This is a genomic window from Paenibacillus polymyxa, from assembly GCF_001719045.1.
Taxonomy (GTDB): domain Bacteria; phylum Bacillota; class Bacilli; order Paenibacillales; family Paenibacillaceae; genus Paenibacillus; species Paenibacillus polymyxa_B.
Window position 1 is genome coordinate 2,232,807 of record NZ_CP015423.1, and the last position, 18,629, is coordinate 2,251,435.

At 48.3% G+C, this 18,629-nt stretch carries 15 protein-coding genes; 1 reads left to right on the forward strand and 14 read right to left on the reverse strand.

Features of this window, described 5'->3' with window-relative positions:
• Positions 1 to 82 precede the first annotated feature (82 nt).
• The 12 genes from AOU00_RS10000 to argC all read right to left on the reverse strand — a co-directional run bounded on the left by AOU00_RS10000 (position 83) and on the right by argC (position 14,704).
• On the reverse strand, positions 83 to 1,684 hold the full coding sequence (locus AOU00_RS10000) for an ArnT family glycosyltransferase (RefSeq protein ID WP_061829948.1): 1,602 nt from the start codon (positions 1,682 to 1,684) through the stop codon (positions 83 to 85).
• Positions 1,681 to 2,100, reverse strand: coding sequence for a GtrA family protein (locus AOU00_RS10005; RefSeq protein WP_061829947.1), 420 nt, complete (start codon positions 2,098 to 2,100; stop codon positions 1,681 to 1,683). Before AOU00_RS10005 ends, AOU00_RS10000 begins: the two co-directional genes overlap by 4 nt.
• Positions 2,063 to 3,070 carry a glycosyltransferase family 2 protein gene (locus tag AOU00_RS10010; RefSeq protein ID WP_025721702.1) on the reverse strand — a complete coding sequence of 336 codons (1,008 nt, stop codon included), beginning with the start codon at positions 3,068 to 3,070 and terminating at the stop codon, positions 2,063 to 2,065. The genes AOU00_RS10005 and AOU00_RS10010 overlap by 38 nt, the downstream gene beginning before the upstream one ends.
• Positions 3,071 to 3,093: 23 nt before the next feature.
• Complete coding sequence (locus AOU00_RS10015) at positions 3,094 to 5,553, reverse strand: cyclic di-GMP-binding domain-containing protein, MshE-related (protein ID WP_069290519.1); 2,460 nt, start codon at positions 5,551 to 5,553, stop codon at positions 3,094 to 3,096.
• The gene (locus AOU00_RS10020; protein WP_069292030.1) at positions 5,546 to 5,797 is read right to left on the reverse strand and encodes a hypothetical protein; all 252 of its coding nucleotides are present in this window, start codon (positions 5,795 to 5,797) and stop codon (positions 5,546 to 5,548) included. The genes AOU00_RS10015 and AOU00_RS10020 overlap by 8 nt, the downstream gene beginning before the upstream one ends.
• A 449-nt stretch (positions 5,798 to 6,246) precedes the next feature.
• On the reverse strand, positions 6,247 to 7,659 hold the full coding sequence (argH, locus tag AOU00_RS10025) for an argininosuccinate lyase (RefSeq protein ID WP_069290520.1): 1,413 nt from the start codon (positions 7,657 to 7,659) through the stop codon (positions 6,247 to 6,249).
• 87 nt (positions 7,660 to 7,746) lie between these two features.
• Positions 7,747 to 8,982, reverse strand: coding sequence for an argininosuccinate synthase (locus tag AOU00_RS10030; RefSeq protein ID WP_061829944.1), 1,236 nt, complete (start codon positions 8,980 to 8,982; stop codon positions 7,747 to 7,749).
• A 63-nt stretch (positions 8,983 to 9,045) separates the two neighbouring features.
• On the reverse strand, positions 9,046 to 10,002 hold the full coding sequence (argF, locus tag AOU00_RS10035) for an ornithine carbamoyltransferase (protein WP_069290521.1): 957 nt from the start codon (positions 10,000 to 10,002) through the stop codon (positions 9,046 to 9,048).
• A gap of 48 nt (positions 10,003 to 10,050) precedes the next feature.
• Positions 10,051 to 11,313 carry an acetylornithine transaminase gene (locus AOU00_RS10040; protein ID WP_069290522.1) on the reverse strand — a complete coding sequence of 421 codons (1,263 nt, stop codon included), beginning with the start codon at positions 11,311 to 11,313 and terminating at the stop codon, positions 10,051 to 10,053.
• A gap of 53 nt (positions 11,314 to 11,366) precedes the next feature.
• Complete coding sequence (gene argB / locus AOU00_RS10045) at positions 11,367 to 12,206, reverse strand: acetylglutamate kinase (RefSeq protein ID WP_061829941.1); 840 nt, start codon at positions 12,204 to 12,206, stop codon at positions 11,367 to 11,369.
• Positions 12,207 to 12,324: 118 nt separating this feature from the next.
• Positions 12,325 to 13,551, reverse strand: a complete 1,227-nt coding sequence (gene argJ, locus AOU00_RS10050; protein ID WP_069290523.1) for a bifunctional glutamate N-acetyltransferase/amino-acid acetyltransferase ArgJ — start codon at positions 13,549 to 13,551, stop codon at positions 12,325 to 12,327.
• Between the two features lie 103 nt (positions 13,552 to 13,654).
• The gene (argC, locus tag AOU00_RS10055; protein ID WP_069290524.1) at positions 13,655 to 14,704 is read right to left on the reverse strand and encodes an N-acetyl-gamma-glutamyl-phosphate reductase; all 1,050 of its coding nucleotides are present in this window, start codon (positions 14,702 to 14,704) and stop codon (positions 13,655 to 13,657) included.
• 416 nt (positions 14,705 to 15,120) lie between these two features.
• On the opposite strand from argC, the gene AOU00_RS10060 reads away from it, so the two are divergent.
• Positions 15,121 to 16,044, forward strand: a complete 924-nt coding sequence (locus tag AOU00_RS10060; RefSeq protein ID WP_069290525.1) for an SMP-30/gluconolactonase/LRE family protein — start codon at positions 15,121 to 15,123, stop codon at positions 16,042 to 16,044.
• 94 nt (positions 16,045 to 16,138) lie between these two features.
• Here AOU00_RS10060 and AOU00_RS10065 read toward each other — a convergent pair whose 3' ends face one another.
• Positions 16,139 to 17,038 carry a YitT family protein gene (locus AOU00_RS10065; protein ID WP_069290526.1) on the reverse strand — a complete coding sequence of 300 codons (900 nt, stop codon included), beginning with the start codon at positions 17,036 to 17,038 and terminating at the stop codon, positions 16,139 to 16,141.
• A 97-nt stretch (positions 17,039 to 17,135) separates the two neighbouring features.
• A protein-coding gene (gene prfB / locus AOU00_RS10070) for a peptide chain release factor 2 (protein ID WP_155765234.1) occupies positions 17,136 to 18,249 on the reverse strand; the annotation gives its coding sequence in 2 pieces (ribosomal slippage) (positions 17,136 to 18,176 and positions 18,178 to 18,249; 1,113 coding nt in all).
• Positions 18,250 to 18,629 lie beyond the last annotated feature (380 nt).

Here is an 18,629-nt window from a genome sequence, read left to right on the forward strand (position 1 = left end):
TTCTTGCGGTGATACAGCTGTAGCCCACTCACACCCTACAGCTGTATTCTTCCCTCCGCTACGATGCACTAAAATATAATAATTATTTCGATTCTTCATGCTCTATTTTGTACAGTCGCCACTGCCCGTCAAAGTCATGTACCAGTGAGGCCCACGACGCTCCCTTTTCGAACAAATCAGGATAGTTCCGATTTACCTGATCCAGCGGTACCCCATCCACCAAGCGCGTGACCAAGACATAATCCACCTTGGAAGCAGGCAGATCCATTAAAGATTCCCCAAAATCAAAATCACTCGTAATCATAAACTTCTTCGGGATTTTGCTGCTCAAAATGATCGGATAGGCGGCATAAGAATCTGTCAAAATGAGAGATGAACCATAATGCTCATCCAGCCACGGCGCTATTTTCCGCTCAATAATTTGACGTTCGTAGCTTTCATTACCACTATGCGTCAAATAGCTGTGTTCATCTGCTGCAATCGCGGGGTTCGTCAGTGCGTAGGATAACAAGCCTGCTGTTACCAACATTCCTGCTGTTACCAGAGAGATTCCGATCCCCCTCATTTTCCCCTTCAATAAACTTAGCTCATACGGCAACCAGGCAACCGTAATCGGGAACACATACATAAAATATCGGAACCACCCAAAAGAAGAGTGCTTGAGCATCAGCAAAAGCTGAAGTCCAGGCACCGATAAAAAGATTGCTAATAGCGTAAGCGTGCTCCAACTCAACAGACGTTTGTCCAACAAACGTATGAGCAAAATGGCAATCAACGGAGCAGCATACCATAAGGTTCGTTGCCCGATAAACTTTAGCATCAGCACAGGGTGGGCAAACATGGCCACAAAGCGTTGATCCTCTAACAAAGCCGCTGATTGTGTGGAATTGGAATATTGCGAGCGTAAAAAGTAAAGCGGATCGCCCATGATAATCCAGTTAAAAAAGAGCCACAGCAGACCGGAAAAAACAAGTGGCAACAACAATAGAAGCCATGTCGCTTCCACCTTGTACAGGCGCTCTTTTAAAGACAATTCCGTTCTAAACATCTCTCTGTTTGTACGCCACCTATGCAGAAAAAAGATCGTCAGCAATACACCCAAAGCCATCGCAACGCCAAGCGGAACCGCTTCATAGCGTACCCAAAAAGCCAGTGCAAGCGCAAAACCGGATACGATCAAATTCGCCGCCTTGCGATCCTTCAACCACATACAAAATCGACTCACTGTCAACAGGATGAAAAAGATATATGGCGAGTCACTTAAGCCGTTGAAGCCAAACAGAAACATAAATGGATTCAGTGAAAATAATAGCGCAATCAGCAAGCTGGTTGCACCGTGAAGCCCCAACTGTTTGCCCGTCGCATACAATAATGCCGCGCTCGCCCCTGCAAACAGGCTGCTCACAATCACTGCAGCCAGCCCGTGGGAAGCGAGTACTGGAAATAAAGGATAAAACAACAGCACAATCAGTTCCATCAAACTGGGCAGGGGATTCCATACAAACCCGATAGCACCCAAGTGTGGGTCACGACTGTATAGCACATAAAATGCGTTAGCCACTCGACTGAGCGCATCGGTATGCATATAACCAAGATACCATGCAAAATACACACCCACGGCCAGTTCAAGAGCAGTAATACAAGCAAACAATGATAGAAATTTTCCGTGTTTTCTTAAAATCATGAAACCTCTTTCTGACGCTGTTGCGGAACGGAGAAGATCCAGTAGCGGTTCCAGAAATAATTATGAACAGGCACGATGATGGTAGTTAGTACTTCACCGATCAGATACGACCAACCGATCCAGTGAATGGTCACGTACATCAGAGCGGCATTTAAGAGCAAGCCACAGGTACAGACCAATAAATATTTAAGAAACTGGGTGCGGCTTCTCTCGCCGGTAGGCTCGAACGTCCAGTTTCGGTTCAGCACATACGAAACGAGCAATGTAACTACGAATCCGATTGTAGTAGCCATTACTGCTGGTACCGTAAACAGCTCCACCAGTAGCACAAGCACACCCACATGGATACCTGTACCCAGCAATCCCACAATACCGTATTTAATGATTGGATACTTTAGATATGAACGTCTGATCATGTTGATTAAACTCCCTGTCCACCCACAATCGGTCAGCATTCGCCCGTTTATCTGCTATCAGATAGCGAGGCCTAGCTTTAACTTCGTGATATATGGCGGCAATATATTCTCCTACCACTCCAATCGACAGCATGAGTACACTGCCAATTATCAAGAGCAGCAAAATCACAGTGGTAAAACCGGTCACAGCGTCACCCGTTAATTTGCGCATTAAGGTCTGAATCCCCAATACGACTGAAATCAGCATAAAAATGAGGCCCATCAGACTTACTACCCGCAACGGTACTGTCGAGAATGAAACGATCGCTTCTGCTGCTAGTCGAATCAGCCCTAACGGACTCCAGCGGCTTGGCCCCTCTTCGCGTGGAGCCACCCGGAATGAAATCTGGGTTTTGCGGAAACCTAGCCAGGCTGTCATCCCGCGGAAAAACGGCATCCGCTCTGGCATCGCCATCCAGGCATCCACCACTCGTCGATCCAGTAGCTTATAATCGGAAGCATCCTTGAGATTAAAGCCTGTCAAGCGGTTCAGGGTCGCGTAGAACAATGAAGCACCGAGCTTTTTGCCCACCGACTCTTCTCCCCGAAATTCTTTCACACATTCGACCAAATCATAACCTTCATTTTGCCATAAACGTACCATTTCTCCAATCATTTCAGGAGGATGCTGCAAATCACCGTCCATGACAATAATCGCATCGCCAGAGGCATTTTCCAGACCTGCGCACAACGCCAGCTCCTTACCGAAATTCCGACTCAGCCGGAGCGCGAGCAAAGAGGGCATACGACGGGACAATTCGGACAGCTTAAGCCACGTATCGTCTTTGGAACCATCATCTACTATGATGAGCTCATAGCGTGAGGTGACAACAGACAATACCCCATCAATTACCTTAAGTGAACGCTCGAGATGCGAGCTTTCATTGTACATGGGAATGACGACGGATAAAAAAGGTGTTTTTGTCTCCATTCTTGCTCCTTCTTTCTTCATATTCAGGAGGACTGTGCCGGGGTATCATCCAAGTCGTGCATATCGGTCAGACCATGCGTGGTCTTCTCCCAATAGAACGGCTTGGTAATGAGCTGCCAAGCGGCTTTCACCGCAGCTATACTCATAAGTACCCAATATAACGGCGAGAGTAGCCCGTATTTGACCATCGCGTATGAAAATGTTCGTTCACCGCGCTCTTCCAGTTCCCCGATGACCCAATACATTCCGGCCACATTACTGAATACGAACAGAAAGTTACCGATATAAAACTCCGCGCTGGCCAGGTAATACACATAACCCGGGAATAGCTTGGGAATAAAGGACAACTCCCAGCCAAACCATAAAATAAGCAACCCCCAAAAAATCGGATTCAGCAACGGCAACATCGGAGTTGCCAGAATCATCACCTGAAAGCCGAAAAAGCCTTTCCAGCCCACTTCGCGCACCAGCTTAACCGGATTGCGCATATGAACCAGCCATGTCTGCATATACCCCTTGATCCAGCGTGACCGCTGACGAATCCAGTTGCCCACGCGGCTGTTAGCTTCCTCCCATGTGCGGGAATCGACAATAGCCGTTTTGTAGCCGCCTTTATACAGACGTATGCCCAGATCGGCATCCTCGGTTACATTGTAGGGGTCCCACGCATTAATATCTTTTAATACAGATACCCGAAAATGATTGGATGTGCCGCCTAACGGAATTGGGGTATCTAACTGCATAATACCCGGCAGCAGTAACTCGAACCACATACTGTATTCTTGAGTGAACCAGCGGGTCAGCAAATTTTGTGTGCTATTAAAATAGTTAAGCTTCGCCTGAATACACGCATAATGCTCAGGGAGTGAATCAAACGCCGCAATGACCTTTTTAAGCTGATCAGCATCGGGACGATCCTCAGCATCGTAAATCACGACAAACTCGCCACGTGCCCGAATAAGTCCATAATTACATGCCTTCGGCTTGGTTTTCGGCAAACCGTCTGGAACGACCAGTGTCGTGTAATAGGCCGGCAGCTTCATTTCCCGAAGTAGCTCAATCGTCTCTATGTCGTCCTCTTCAATCAGCAGCCGCACATCCAGCTTGGACTTTGGATAATCCAGTTGCTCCAAATTCCGCAATAACATCGGAAGCACGCCCGCTTCCTTATACATAGGTACAAGAATGGTATAGATCGGCAGTTTCTTTTCATCCATGGCGTCAACCTCTTCCTTCGTAAAACGAAGCTGCGCCCCACGCCGGGAACCGAGATAAATAATGCCAAACTTAAATAGCGTCATCGCAAAATAAAACAACTGAATCATCATATTGATGATCAACACCGTTTTCCAACTGTTCCAGAGGAGACCGAGCAGTGTAATCATACCCATGGCCGCGAACACCCAGAGCTGTCCCTTTGTAAAGGTCGTCCGTGCTGAATTGTGTGGTTCTTTTTCCAATAGCCCGGTCGTGCTCTCCTGCATCATTTCTTCACCGTAGATTTTACCCCAGAGCTGCTCCATCTCTTCCTTCGTAGCAAGCACCTGCTCTACCGGCATACCCAAAATTTCCTCCAGCTTCAAGCGTCGCTCTTCTGGCAGTGGATCGCTGACCGCCACAATATAACGGTTCATATATTGATGGATGACGACCACGCCATATGCCATCGCCACTTGCTCGGGTAGTTTATACGCCGCATCCAGCGCGAGTTCCTCACCAATTCGCCCGATTCGGTTCTGTGTAGCAATCGCGCGGTACAAATCCGCAGGTTCCAGCATTTGCAATGACAGCAAGATGTCTCCCAGTAGTCCGCCGCTCTTCGCCTGGAACTCCAGTGCACGCTCCAGTTGTTCCGGTAATATATAGCCGGAACGAACCAGCATATCGCCTAGGCGCTCCTTGGACTCGTCGCCGCCAACCTGTTCCTGTAGCTGCTCGGCTGTAATGAAGCCCATTTCTACAAGAATATCGCCCAGCCTGCCACCGTAACGCTTCTGGTTGCGGATGGCATCTGTCAGCTGATCGCGGGTGATCATCCCGTTCTCCACCAGTTGATCCCCCAGACGGGCCTTGCCGTTTCGTCCGCTCTGCATTCCTCTTACTGCCTCTTCGCCTTCCGTACCAGAGATACTGGAAGCAGCGCCCATAGCGGTTCCTGCCGCTACCTGTTCCTGCCCAGATGCATATTGGACTTGAGCCTCCTGCACCTGTCCATCCTGTAACCCTTCATCCAGCAATTGTTCCACAGCTGCTGCTGTATCATTGGCGTTCTGTATCGCCTGGATACGTAGTTCTGTATCCTGAAGTCGCCGTTCCAACTCTTCGATATGAAAATCAAGCTTGTACAGCACCGGGGCCTGCTCTGACCGCTGAGCCTCTAGCTGTTGTTGCAGTTGTTCGATTCGCTGACGCTCTTCTTTTATTCTTCTCTTGGTTTGGCGAATTGAAACTCCTCCAACCTGCCACCTAAGCTTGTCACCCATGAATTCCCGCCCTTTCAATCCAGCGCCGCTCTTCCGCAAGCGCATCCGCAAGCAGCTGCTTTAACTCCGCATCCCGCTGCTTTTTCCGTTCCAGCGCCGCGTGGAAAAGTTCCCGCTCCTCACGCAGTAACTCCTCCGCTTGCACCCGTTCCTCATGCAATGAAGATATCAGTTGATCGGCTTCAGAAGCGCGATAACCGATCCAAGCGCTCTTTAACTGACGCGCCGTCCTTTTAGTTCTCATAATACCTCCCTGGATCATCCCGACTCTGCCTTCAGCTACGTCGCTACTTTAGAGCTTTTACTTACCGTTCTCCTAAAAAACCAGGACATACCTATGTTCTCATTCAAGCCCTTCATTTACACATTTATGAAATTCGCCTGATCAAAAGAGCCCCTAGTAACTTGACATTTACTTATTGAATATAGTTCTTGTCCTATTGAATTGGTAATTCGATGAAAAACTTAGTGCTATTCTACCATAATCATCATAGGTGTAGTATACAAAAATGTAAATTCTAGAAACTTTCACACCAGTGTATTAATAGGTATTTGGAACTATGAATTAATGCCCCAAAAAACACAAAAGACACCGCGAACGGTGCCTTTGAAACTTAGATTGCTGATTCCTTAAAACTTGATTTTACACAGCATCCCGCTGCTATGCAAGAGAATAATATCTTTCTTTACTGATTAATTTTTCGGCTTGTGCCCTTCAAACCATGTTGATGTATTCGCCAGGAGCTGTTCACTGCGCCCAATAGCTGCCTGTACCTGTCCGGTAGCGGTTCCGCCATATACATTCCGTGCATTCACTACCGCTTCTGGTTGAAGTACCTCATAGATACGCTCGTCAAACAGATCCGAAAACTGCTGGAATTCGTCCAGTGTCAGATCAAGCAAGTATTTTCCATGCTGGATGCAATACAGTACGGTTTTGCCAATGACCTCATGCGCCTGACGGAATGGAAGCCCTTTGCCGACCAGGAAGTCCGCAATATCCGTTGCGTTGGAAAAATCCTGGTTGACCGCTTGACGCATACGATCCTTGTTCACCTTCATCGTGGCGATCATCGGTGCGAACAGTTGCAAGGCTCCTTCCAGCGTAGCAACGGTATCGAACATCCCTTCCTTGTCCTCCTGCATATCCTTGTTGTATGCCAGCGGCAAGGATTTCAATACAGTCAACAAGCCCACGAGGTTTCCATAGACACGTCCGGTTTTACCACGTACCAGCTCTGGTACGTCCGGGTTTTTCTTCTGCGGCATAATGCTGCTGCCTGTGCAAAAAGCATCATCCAGCTCGACAAAACCAAACTCCGTGCTGCTCCATAGCACCAATTCTTCGCTCAGACGAGACAAATGCGTCATAATCAGCGAGGCGCCAGCCAGGAACTCTACGATAAAATCCCGGTCGCTGACGGCATCGAGGCTATTTTCATATACGCCATCAAACCCCAGTTGCTCGGCTACAAAGTGACGGTCGATCGGAAAAGTGGTTCCGGCCAAAGCGCCAGCACCGAGCGGCAACACGTTAATCCGCTTGTAGCTGTCTTTGAGTCGGTCAATATCACGCTCCAGCATAGACACATACGCCAGCAGATGATGTGCAAATAAAATAGGCTGCGCACGCTGCAAGTGTGTGTATCCAGGTACAATCGTGTGCAGATTATCCTTTGCCTGGCCGATTAATGCAGCTTGTACGTCATACAGCATACCCACCAGCGATACTACACGTCCTCGCAAGTACAAGTGCATATCCGTTGCTACCTGATCGTTACGGCTGCGCCCCGTGTGCAGCTTACCCCCGACCGGACCAATGGCCTCAATTAGATTTTTTTCAATATTCATGTGAATATCCTCATCCGAAACGGAAAATTCAATTTCCCCATGGCGGATACGCTCCAGGACCGTGTGCAGTCCTTCCTTGATCGTGTCTGCATCCTCCTGCGGAATAATTCCGCATTTCCCCAGCATGGCCACATGAGCCAAACTGCCTTGAATATCTTCTTCCGCCAACGCCTGATCAAACCCGATAGAAGCCGTATATTCCTCTACCAACTTGTTCGTTTGCTTCGTAAAGCGTCCGCCCCATAGCTTACTCATTGCATGATCCCCTCTCTGCAATACAAGCCGTCCTCGTCGTTTGGACAAGAACGGCCCGCATTCCGTACATTTTTTTAGGTTACATTATTATTTATGATTTTGTGTTACGCCCGCGTTGACCTTTAAACGCAGAGCATTCAAACGGATAAAGCCTGTTGCATCGCCTTGATCGTAGGCTTGTGTCGGGTCGGCTTCCATGGTTGCAATGTCCGGGTTGTACAAGCTAACCGGGCTTTTAACGCCTGCACCGATAACGTTGCCTTTGTACAGCTTCACGCGCACGGTACCACTGACATTTTTCTGACTCTCATGAACCAGAGCCTGCAAAGCGACACGTTCCGGTGCGAACCAGAAACCGTTATAAACCAAGGTAGCATAACGGGTAATCAGACTATCACGCAGATTCATAACCTCGCGATCCATCGTGATGGATTCCATTTTGCGGTGAGCTGTGAACAGGATAGTACCGCCCGGCGTCTCATAGACTCCCCGACTTTTCATGCCGACAAAACGGTTCTCTACCATATCCACACGTCCGATACCATGCTTGCCGCCGAGCTCATTCAGTTTTTCCATCACTTGCAATGGACTTAGCTGTTCTCCGTTCAAAGCGACGCAGTTACCTGCTTCAAATTCCAACTCCAAATATTCTGCTTCATCAGGAGCGTCCTCAGGCGCGTTGCTGAGCAAGAACATTCCTTTATTTTCAGGAGCACTTGGATCAAACCAAGGGTCCTCCAGCACGCCGCTTTCATAGCTGATATGCAGCAGATTACGGTCCATGGAGTATGGCTTGGCTGCAGAAGCAGTTACCGGAATGTCGTGTTTTTCCGCATAGGCAATCATTTCTGCACGGCCCGGGAACTGATTGCGGAACTCTTCCAGCCGCCAAGGTGCGATCACCTTGATATCCGGCGTCAACGCCGCCGCGTTCAGCTCGAAGCGTACCTGATCGTTACCTTTGCCTGTTGCCCCGTGAGCAATGGCTGTTGCTCCCTCGGCAATCGCAATATCGACCATCCGCTTAGCGATCAATGGACGTGCAATACTCGTTCCGAGCAAATATTGTCCTTCATATAAAGCACCCGCCTGAAACATCGGATAGATAAAATCCTTGGCGAATTCATCACGCAGATCATCAATGTACACTTTGGAAGCCCCTGTAGCGAGTGCTTTTTCCTCCAAACCGTCCAGTTCTTCCTTTTGACCGATATCTGCGGTGAATGCGATGATTTCAGCATCATAAGTTTCTTTGAGCCATTTCAGAATGACCGACGTATCCAGACCGCCGGAATATGCGAGTACGATTTTTTCTTTTGCCATTGTTGAAGTCCTCCCCGAATGCTTCTAGCCTTTATCTTCTTTACCTATCAATACCTATCAATCTTATGCCATTAAAGCAACTAACAGCGCTTTTTGCGCATGCAGACGATTCTCTGCTTCATCAAAGATGACCGAATTCGGACCATCGATTACGCCTGCGCTTACTTCTTCTCCACGATGCGCAGGGAGACAATGCAGGAATAAATAATCCGGCTTCGCCAGCTTGACCAGCTCCTCATTCACCTGGAAGTCGGCAAAAGCAAGCTCCCGCTCCTTCTGCTCTTCCTCAAACCCCATACTCGCCCACACATCTGTGTAGATCGCATCCGCATCTTGTACTGCTTCCTGCGGACTCTGGGTTATAACGATCTCACTCCCTGTCAGTTTGGCAATTTCACGGGAAGCTGCGACCACACTCGGGTCCGGCTCGTATCCAACTGGACTTGCAATGGACACATGCACTCCAAGCTTTGCTCCCCCAATCAAGAGGGAATGAGCCATATTGTTACCGTCTCCGATGTAAGCCAATTTGAGCCCTTTTAGCTTACCCTTTTGCTCATACAAGGTTTGATAATCGGCTAGTACTTGGCATGGATGCGCCAAATCACTCAATCCATTGATCACAGGAACGGACGCATAACGTGCCAACTCTACCACATTATCGTGCCCAAAGGTACGAATCATAATGCCATCCAGATAACGTGACATGACTTGAGCCATGTCGCTAATCGGTTCGCCGCGTCCCAGTTGAATGTCATTTTTACTGAGGAAAAGGGCATGCCCGCCCAATTGATACATACCGACTTCGAAAGATACCCGTGTACGTGTAGAGGATTTTTCGAAAATCAGTCCGAGCGTTTTCCCTTTTAGCGGCTGATAAGTTTCCCCGTTTTTGTGCTTACGCTTAATTTCAATGGCGAGATCAATTAAATACTGGATTTCCTCTGGAGAGTAATCGTCCAGCTCCAGGAAGTCCCGTCCTTTCAAATTCATCTGCTGCAGTGCGCCGCTCTGGCTCATGCTATCGTCTCCTTTTACACTCTAGTCTATGATAATTTGGCCTTTACACTAAGCCAAATGCTCCCGAAACAATTCAGCAATCAAGGTTACAGCCTGATCTATTTCGTCTTTCGTTACATACAAGTTAGGCAACAGACGAATCACGTTTGGTCCTGCTGTAATGAACAGAATGCCCTTCTTCTGTCCTGCCAAAACAAGCTCCGCTACCGGTTCCGCACACTCAATACCAACCATCAGACCTTTTCCACGGATATCCTTTACAAAAGGACTATCCCCAAGCTGCTTTTGCAGACTATGGAAAAGGTAATCTCCCATCTCAGCTGCACGTTCTGGTAGCTTGTCATCAATAATCGTTTCAATAGTAGCTTGAACCGCTGCCATAGCAAGTGGCGTACCACCAAAGGTAGAACCATGACTGCCCGCTGTGAACGCTTCACGCAAATATCCCTTGCCTAGCATCGCACCCACAGAGAAACCACTGCCCAGTCCTTTCGCCAATGTAAAGATATCCGGCTCTATACCATAATGCTCAAAGGAAAACAGTTTGCCCGTCCGTCCCATACCTGTTTGTACCTCGTCAATGATCAGCAGCAAACCATGCTCGCGGCACAGCTTTGTAATCACATCTACGAAAGCAGGGTCTACCGGATACATGCCACCTTCGGCCTGCACCATTTCCAGCATAATTGCCGCCGTGTGCTCACTAATGGCTGCTTCAAGCGCCGTCTGATCATGAAGCGGAACACTTTTGAACCCGGCAGGAAGCGGTAAAAATCCCTCTTTAACTTTGTCCTGACCCGTAGCGGTCAAGGTTGCCAGCGTCCGTCCGTGAAAGGATTGCGTGAACGTAATGATTTCGTAGCGACCGGTCTGCTTTACCTTCTGGTGGTAACGACGCGCCAGCTTAATTGCAGCTTCGTTCGCTTCGGCCCCGCTGTTGCAGAAAAACACGGCATCTGCGCTGCTGTTTGCTGTCAACAAGGCAGCGGCCCGTTCCTGCCCCGGAATATGAAACAGATTAGATACATGCCACAATTCATCGATCTGTTTTTTCAATCGTTCAGCTACTGCTTGAGGCGCATGGCCGAGATTGGTAACGGCAATGCCTGACATGAAATCCAGATAACGCTTGCCCTGATCGTCCCACAGCCAGCTTCCTTGTCCTTTCACCAGTGTAAGCGGGTACCTTGCGTAGGTTGGAAAAAGGGAGCTTTCTGTCTGCGCTTTTGCCGACACCTTTTCCGTTTGCACTCCGCTTCCATCCGTACTTGGCATTTCCTCGCTCACCAGCGTATTCGGTTCCTTACTCATTATGTTCACGCTCCTTTATCGTTTGGTTATATAGGTCGAGCTATATATTGCAATTACTGCATACGCACGATGCGTGTTCCAATTGATTCTCCGCCCAGCACACGGCTTAGTACCTGCGGTTCGCTACCGTTCACAATGACGACTTCCTTCACTTTGCCGTGGATACAGGCAATAGCCGCTCTCACTTTCGGGATCATACCACCATATATTTCACCTGTGCTGATCATATCCTCAATCTCCTGTACGGTGATAGAATCCAGCACTTTCTTTTCTCCGCCATACTTCTTCAATATGCCTGGTACATCTGTAACGACGATCATCCGACTGACCCCCAGATGAGAGGCTACCGCACCCGCCGCTGTATCTGCATTAATGTTGTAACGCTGACCAGATCGATCAATCCCGATGGGTGCAATAACAGGCATATAGTCCATATCCAGTACACCTGTAATAATAGAGGCTTGAACGGATGTTACCTCTCCGACCCAACCGACCTCAGCGGCGTTCGACACAGGCTTGGCTTCGATTAAATAGCCATCACTGCCTGACAACCCCAACGCTCGGCCCCCATGCATCCCTATTCTACGTACAATCTGCTTGTTAATACTGCCTGCCAGTACCATTTCCACGACATCCAGCACGGGTTCGGTCGTTTTGCGTAATCCATGAATAAACTCTGTTTCGATCCCCAGCTTTGCCAAGTTATCGGAAATCGCAGGGCCACCGCCATGTACAATGACAGGTTGAAGACCTTCCGACTGCAAACGCGCCAAATCTTCAAAAAAGGAATCAGGTAACGCAGCCAGCGTACTTCCTCCGCATTTCATCACAAAATTACGACGTGCCACTCCCGCATGATTCGCTTGATCCGCGTGTTCCACTGCCGATTGCATATCATCTCTCCTTTTCTTCTCTGCATATCCGTGCAATTTTCAAATGATACTGGACTTCTATCCGCTCGTTGCTTCTATTATCTACAATCCTTATTCAATCCGTATTTTATTCTGGTCTCTATGTCCGATAAGCAGCGTTTATCCGCACATAATCATAGGTTAAGTCACAGCCCCATGCTGTAGCCGTTCCGTTCCCGTGATGCAAATCAACAATAATTTGCACCGTATCTCCCCTCAAATAGGCTAGCGCCTCTTCTTCGTCAAAAGCGACCGGACTCGATTGGCTTAGCACAACAATATCACCCAAGCGAATATCTACCGTATCTGGATTAACTGGCTCTCCAGCACGCCCTACGGCCGCAATAATCCGTCCCCAATTCGCATCTGCTCCGAAGACGGCTGACTTGACCAGACTGGACCCAACCACCGTCTTGGCTATCGCTTGAGCGGACGCATCGCTTACCGCTCCGCTTACAGACACCTCTACTAGCTTCGTAGCACCCTCTCCATCGCGAGCAATTGCCTTCGCCAGCTCTCGGCAGATATAGGTGAACGCCTCGGCAAAAGCGTCCCAATCGGGATGCCCAACGTTCAGCTCACGATTGCCAGCCAGTCCGCTCGCCATGGCGATTAGCATATCGTTCGTGCTCGTATCCCCATCCACCGTAATCATATTAAAGCTGGTATCCGTTGCCTGCTTTAATAGTTGATGAAGCGCCGTCTGTCCGATCGCTGCATCACAGGTCATAAAAGCGAGCATTGTTGCCATATTCGGATGTATCATGCCCGAGCCCTTGGCCGCCCCAGCGATGTGTACGGTCACACCGTCCACTTCAACCGCCACACACGCTTCCTTTTTAACTAAATCCGTTGTCAGAATGGCTTGCGTAAATTGCTCTGCTCCATCGTTTGCCCCGTTCATACGGTCAGGTAAGGAGGATATACCGCCAAGTACACAATCCATTTTCAAATGCTCGCCGATCACGCCCGTCGAGGCGACGGCTACATTGCTCTCAGCAACACCCAGTTCATGAGCCGCAGCCGAACGCATAGCGTAGGCATCCTGCTCTCCTTGTTGTCCCGTGCAGGCGTTGGCGTTCCCGCTGTTCACCACTACTGCCTGCAATCGGCCATCTGCCAAGCTCTCGCGGGTCACCTTCAGCGGTGCAGCCTGAAACACATTGGTGGTGTACACCGCAGCAGCTGTCGCTTCTACCTCGCAACGAATTGCCCCCATATCGTTGCGGTTCGAATTTTTCAGTCCGCAGTGTAATCCCCCGGCTGTAAAGCCACGCGGAGTTACGATGTTGCCTCCGTTTACTACTGTAAACTCTACTTTGCCCATAATTATGTGCCCTCGTTCGCAACATATTCGATGAATGACAGCTGCCTGTATTCGAAATTCCGCTCGCTGACGTTTCCGTATCCATGTTGCGGTTACTTGCTACTTACGGATATACCGGTATGAAGCCCAGCCCGAGGTTCTCCTCCCATCCCATCATCAAATTTAAATTCTGAATCGCCTGTCCAGCGGCACCCTTCACAACATTATCAATGACGGAAATAATCGTAAGGCGCCCGGTTCGAGCATCTGCTGCAAAACCGATGTCGCAGTAATTCGAACCCAATACTTCCTTCGTTGCTGGCCATATACCTTCACCACGTACACGGACAAAAGGATGCCCTTTATAATAATCCCGGTATAACCCGATAAGATCCTGATCTGTATGGTCACCCTTCAGCGTGACATAAATTGTACTCATAATTCCTCGGGTCATGGGAACAAGTTGTGTCGTAAACGTAATCGTAACGTCCTCGCCCGCAATATCACCCAGTACCTGTTCGATCTCAGGGATGTGCTGGTGCTTATTCACCTTATAAGCTTTAAAATTCTCGTTCATTTCCGCATAATGCGAAACGAGGCTTGTTCCCCTACCTGAGCCGGATACCCCGGATTTGGCATCTACAATCAGCGACCGATGGTCAATCCAATCCGCTTTCAGTGCAGGAATAATGCCCAGCAATGTTGCGGTCGGATAACAGCCTGGATTAGAAATAAAAGAAACGCCCGCCAGCTTTTCTGCATACACCTCACTGAGTCCGTATACTGCTTGCTTGAGATACTCGGGTGAAGCCGCAGGCTTTTTATACCATGCTTCATACGTTTCTCCGCTTCGAAGCCTGAAGTCCCCGGAAAGGTCAATGACCTTCAGTCCGGCATCAAGAAGCTGCGGCACTAACTTGGTACTAACGCCCGATGGCGTAGCAGTGAAAACCAGATCGGCCTTGGCAGCAATTTCGTGGACTTCGACACCGTCCAAATCCTGCACCACAATGTCCGTCAGATGTGGAAACCCGTCACTGATTGGGACACCCGCGCTGGATGAAGAAATAACAGATACAATCTCTACTTGCGGATGATGAACCAAAAAACGAATCAGCTCCACCCCGCCATACCCGGTGGAACCGACAATTGCCACTTTTAACTTGCTGCTCACAGACCTTCCTCCATTCCGTTCCTATGAAATATGTATTATTATACGACTCTATTCATATAAATACAACACCTCATGTCATGTTATTCCTCCAAATTTAAAATATGCGCTCTTACCTATTCTTTTGACGGGCAGGCAGTACAGGCTATAATAAAGGGAATAAAAAATAAACAGAGGGCCTCTTGAATACAGTCTGCCGTTTTGCATAAAGAAAAGGGGGATATTCCCTTTAAATTATTTCACATATTGGTATTCATCTCGATTGGTCATTTGCTGCACTTTATGAACTTGTTGAACATGAAGGGAGTACACGTAGCACTACACACAAGAGCAAATCACATGGGCTGCATCTAGTGAATCTGCGCAGAGGAGCCGCTGAAGCGGATAATTGGGGTCGAAAATAAACCAAAACGTTAGGAGTGCTACACATCGAAACATATACAGCGAATATCGTTATAGATGCAAAAGCAAAGTTAGGCGAGGGGCCTAGCTGGGATCAGCGGTTTCAACGTTTATTTTGGGTCGATATTGAAGGTTTTCAATTGCATATCTATGATCCCTCTACGTGTACAGATTGTACAATAGATGTTGGTGAACATATTAGTGCAGTTGTACCTTATCTCAAAAATAAAGTAATCGTAGCGCTGATTAGTGGTCTATATTGTTTGGATATTGAGACAGGGGCCAAAGTATTGATTCATGATCCTGAGGAAGGTAGACTAGGTAATCGTTTTAATGATGGAAAATGCGATCCTGCAGGGCGTTTTTTAGCAGGAACAATGAGCCTAAATGACGAACACGCGCAAGGGGCATTGTATAGTTTGAGCACAAAAGGCCATGTCTCCTTACTGGTTGATAAAGCCTCCATATCTAATGGATTAGCCTGGAGCGCAGATCATCGTACAATGTATTACATTGATACTCCAACATTGGAGGTCGTCTCCTTCGATTACGATGTGGCACAAGGTACGATTAGGAATAAGCAACTGGTGGCTAGATTGGATGAAAGTGAAGGGTATCCAGATGGCATGACAATCGATGCGGAGGGCATGTTGTGGATCGCGAGATGGGGCGGTAAACGTGTCTCCCGTATCCATCCTGCTCATGGAGAAGTGATTGCTGAGGTGTCACTCCCCGTCAATTGTGTGACTTCGTGCGCTTTTGGCGGTGAACATCTGGATGAGTTATATATTACGACTGCTCAAGATGATGATAGTGCCGATCAACCCTTAGCAGGCGGTCTATTCATGGTAAAAACAGGAGTAAAAGGGACGCCAACCTCGTATTTCAATCAAGGACAAACGGCAAATTGGCTTGAACGATTAGTAAAAGAATCTAGCTAGTAAAGCCATTCTGAAGAGAGAAGAGCCCACTACATTAGTGGGCTCTCCTGCATGGATTCAGTTAAGAGCATGCCTCCAGAAGGCCCTCTTGGTTTCAGCTTTCCTTCTTAAACCCTTCACCCAATACCTCACGAGTATTACTAATAATCACAAAGGCTTCTGGGTCTACCAAACGGACGAGCGTTTTAAGGCGAGTTACCTCGTTTTGTCCGACTACAACCATAAGCACAGGACGTTCTTCGTTCGTGTAACCGCCCCGTCCCGCCAGCTCTGTCAATCCCCGGTCCAAATCCTGCAAAATAGCCTGCGTGATCGTTTCTTTCTGATTGGATATGATGTAAGCCACTTTGGAGTAGCTCAGTCCCATTTCCACGGCATCAATGACCTTGCCCGTTACAAACAAGCCGATCAATGCATACAGTGCCCGTTCCGGCGAGAGGGCGAAACCAGCCAGTGTGATCACCGTGCCATCCATCAACATGACACAGAGAGAAAGACTAAAACCCGTATACTTTTGAATAATCTGCGCCAAAATAGCCAGTCCACCCGTCGAGCCCCTGCCCCGAAACACGGTACCTAAACCCAATCCTACTCCGATTCCACCATATAGCGAAGCCAGCAACGGATTTGTTGTCGGTACTGCCCAGTCCTTCGTCACATAAACGAACAGCGGAAGCATAATACTTCCCAGCAAAGAACGCAAACCGTATTTTTTCCCTAACAGCAGTACCCCTGCGATAAATAACGGAATATTCATTCCCCACTGCGTATAGGCGGGTTCCAGACCAAACAGGTCCTCGCCCAAGATAGACAAGCCCGATACACCTCCGGATGCGATCCGGTTTGGGAGCAAGAACATGTTAAAGGTCAGCGCTGTAATGAAAGAGCCGAGTATAATCAGTAAAATATCGGTCACGTTGCGTGCGGGTCCGCTGGCGGCAATCAGAGGCTTGCGTCGTCTTCGGCGGACAGCGGGAGGATTCATTTGAGACATCATTCTTGTTCTCCTTTAGTAAAAAAATACCGTTACACAAAAATTCCTACAGTCCGCAGGCACATGGTCTGCGGACTGTAGGAAAACGTACAGGCTATTATTCTGCGTCCAGCTTAATTTGGCTGCGCAGGTAACCATCAATGAATGGATCGAGATCGCCATCCATGACAGCTCCTACGTTGCCAGTCTCCACGCTAGTACGGTGATCCTTAACCATGCTGTATGGATGGAACACGTAGGAGCGAATTTGGCTACCCCATGCAATATCGGACTGTTCTCCGCGGATTTCGTCCAATTGCTGACGTTGCTCTTCGATCTTACGCTCGTAGAGCTTGGAACGGAGCATCGTCATGGCACGCTCTCGGTTCTTGATCTGGGAACGTTCATTTTGACAGGTCACGACAATACCGGAAGGTAAATGCGTAATCCGAACGGCTGAATCGGTCGTATTAATATGCTGACCGCCCGCACCACTGGCCCGGTACGTATCAATTTTGAGATCTTCCGTGCGGATTTCAATGTCCACATCATCCGCAATTTCAGGCACCACATCACAGGATACGAACGATGTATGCCGACGGCCGGAGGAATCAAATGGAGAGATACGAACCAGCCGATGCACGCCTTTCTCCGCTTTCAGATAGCCGTAGGCATTATAGCCTTTAATCAATAGTGTTACACTCTTAATCCCTGCTTCATCACCCGCTAGATAATCCAGGGTCTCTACCTTAAAGCCCCGTTTTTCAGCCCAGCGTGTATACATCCGTAGCAACATTTGTCCCCAGTCTTGGGACTCAGTTCCGCCTGCTCCCGGATGCAACTCCAGAATGGCATTAAGTTTGTCATACGGCTGATTCAAAAGCAATTGCAATTCAAACTCCTGAAGCTTACTCAGCAGAGAAGTGACACTGTTCTCGATCTCTCCAGCCAGTGTTTCATCGCCTTCCTCATCAGCCAGCTCAGCCATCATACCAGCGTCTTCATATTCCTGACGAAGCTGTTCATAGCTGTCTACTGATGACTTAACAGCATTCATTTCTGCAATTACACCTTGAGCCTTATCATTATCATCCCAAAAGTCAGGTGCAGCCATCTTTACTTCAAAGTTTGCGATCATTTCCTGTTTGAGATCTAAGTCAAAGAGACCCCCTAAGGTTTGTTAGTTTCTTGCCTATTTCTCGCAAATCATGCTTTACACTTGGATCAATCATGATGTCATTCTCCTTTTAATATATGGTTAGGGGGAGTGGAGCATTGTGAGTTACGGCTGGGTGAGGAGACGCTGCGCGAATGATTTGATCTTACGATCGCTGACGCTTCTCCAGATTCAAATCCTCCGCTTCGCTACCGACCGCCGTAAACGCCGTAAAGTCAAACTGCTTTTTAAATAACTGGCTCTGGTTATGTGAGCCAGATTAACTGCTGAATTAACTGACAAACAAGCAGATACCTGCTTGCTTGTCATAATTGTTTTAAAAGAATTGAGAGCAATCTAGCCATTCATCAATATTCAAACTGACCCTCAAACAGAAGAGCTATAAGTTGAACAACATATCAGTCTCACCCCTGTATGGCACAAAATGGCCGACGG